2 protein-coding genes are annotated in these 1,891 nt (G+C 79.9%); both read right to left on the bottom strand.

What is annotated here, in order from left to right:
- Positions 1 to 625: sugar phosphate isomerase/epimerase family protein (locus AAHZ94_RS33425; RefSeq protein ID WP_502964861.1), on the bottom strand; the 625-nt coding region annotated here is incomplete at its 3' end.
- On the bottom strand, positions 622 to 1,800 hold the full coding sequence (locus AAHZ94_RS33420) for a DUF993 family protein (protein WP_349997451.1): 1,179 nt from the start codon (positions 1,798 to 1,800) through the stop codon (positions 622 to 624). The genes AAHZ94_RS33425 and AAHZ94_RS33420, both read right to left, overlap by 4 nt.
- Positions 1,801 to 1,891 lie beyond the last annotated feature (91 nt).

The raw sequence follows: 1,891 nt of genomic DNA, 5'->3' as shown, positions 1-1,891 counted from the left end.
GGCGGACGAGTCGCCGGGGAACGGCGGCCGGCCGGTGGCCGCGTACGCCAGCACCGCGCCCAGCGAGAACACGTCGGGCGCGGGCCGCGCGCCCCCCCCCCCCCGGGGGGGGGGGGGGGTCCGGCGCGTGGGCGGCGCCGGGGGCGCCCCCCCGCGCCCGGCCACCCAACCGGCCCGGGCGGCCGGCCGCCCCCCCGCCCGACACCAGCACCAGGGTCGCGGTGCCGAGCGCGGCGGCCTCGTCGATGGCGCGCCGGTTGTCGACGAGCGCGGCCGTGCGCGCACCGGGGTCGGCGGCGGTGAGGAACCCGCCGCGGCACAGGCTGCTCACGGTGAGCCCGGCGGCGCGCACCAGGCGGGCGGCGCGGGCCGGCCCGTACGCCTGCACCGGTTCGCGCCACAGGCCCACACTGGGCACGCCAGCGAAGGCACAGCCGTCGACCAGTTCGGGCAGCGACCACTGCCGCACCGTCTGCTGGTTGAGGCTGAACCTGCGCAGGCCGCCCGGCGGCGGGCCGGCCGGGTCGGGCGCGGGTGCCGGGCCCGCGCTCGTCCCGCCCGCGCCGTTGCCGTGCTCGGCGCTCCCCGTGGCTTTGCCGGGTCCGGTGCTCCCCGCGGCGCTCATGCGGGCACTCCCCGGCCGGTGAGCAGGTGTCGCATGCGGGCCTGGGCGAGCGCCGGATCGGGGAACAGGCCGATGGTGTCGGCGAGTTGGTAGGCCCGGGCGAGGTGCGGGAGCGAGCGGGCGGTGTGCTGGCCGCCGAGCATCACGAAGTCGCGCTGGTGCCCGGCGAGCCAGGCCAGCAGGACCACGCCCGTCTTGTAGTACTGGGTGGGGGCGGCGAAGAGGTGGCGAGCGAGCGGCACGGTCGGTTCGAGGAGTGCGTGGAAGCGCTGCCGCCCGGCGGGCCCGTCGCCGAGGCCGCGTACGGCGTCGGCGGCCAGTGGGGCGAGCGGGTCGAAGACGCCGAGCAGCGCATCGCTGTGCCCGTGCCCGTCGCCGGCGATCAACTGGGGGTAGTGGAAGTCGTCGCCGGTGTAGCAGCGCACGCCGGCCGGCAGCCGGCGGCGCAACGCCACCTCCCGGTCGGCGTCGAGCAGCGAGACCTTGACCCCGTCGATGCGGCCAGGGTGGGCCGCGACGACGGCGAGCAGCGTCTCGCCGGCCAGGTCGAGATCGGCGCTGCCCCAGTAGCCGTGCAGCGCGGGGTCGAACATCGGGCCAAGCCAGTGCAGGACGACCGGCCGTGCGGCCTGGCGCACCACCCGTTCGTAGACCCACAGGTAGTCGTCGGCGCCGCGGGCCAGCGCGGCCAGCGCGCGCGAGGCCAGCAGCACGGCGTCCGCGCCGGCCCCTTCGACCACGGCGAGTTGCTGCTCGTACGCGGCGACCACCTCGTGCAGCGTGCGGGCGGGCCCGGCGAGGTGGTCGGTGCCCACGCCGCAGACGAGGCCGCCGCCGACCGCCCGGGCCTCGGCCGCCGAGCGGCGGATGAGGGCGGCGGCGGCCGGCCAGTCGAGCCCGGCGCCGCGCTGCGCGGTGTCCATGGCCTCGGCCACCCGCAGCCCGTGCGCCCACAGATGGTGCCGGAAGGCCAGGGTGGCGTCCCAGTCGACGGCCGCCGGCGCGCCCGGGCCGGCGGCGTACGGCGCGGCGACCACGTGGGCTGCGGCGAAGACCGTACGGGGCGGCTGCCGGCCGGGGTCCGGCCGGCCCGGGCCACGGGCGACGGACGGCGCGGGCTCGGGGCGCGGCTCGTACGCGTGCAGTTGCCCGTCCGCACCGGGCAGCCGGATCACGACGCACCTCGCCGCGGGGGGGGGGGGGGGGGGGGGGGGGGGGGCCCCCCCCCCCCCCCCCCCCCCCCCCCCCCCCCCCCCCCCCCCCCCC

The organism is Streptomyces sp. HSW2009 (assembly GCF_040240285.1).
Taxonomy (GTDB): domain Bacteria; phylum Actinomycetota; class Actinomycetes; order Streptomycetales; family Streptomycetaceae; genus Streptomyces.
This window is presented reverse-complemented; position numbering and strand designations above follow the sequence as displayed.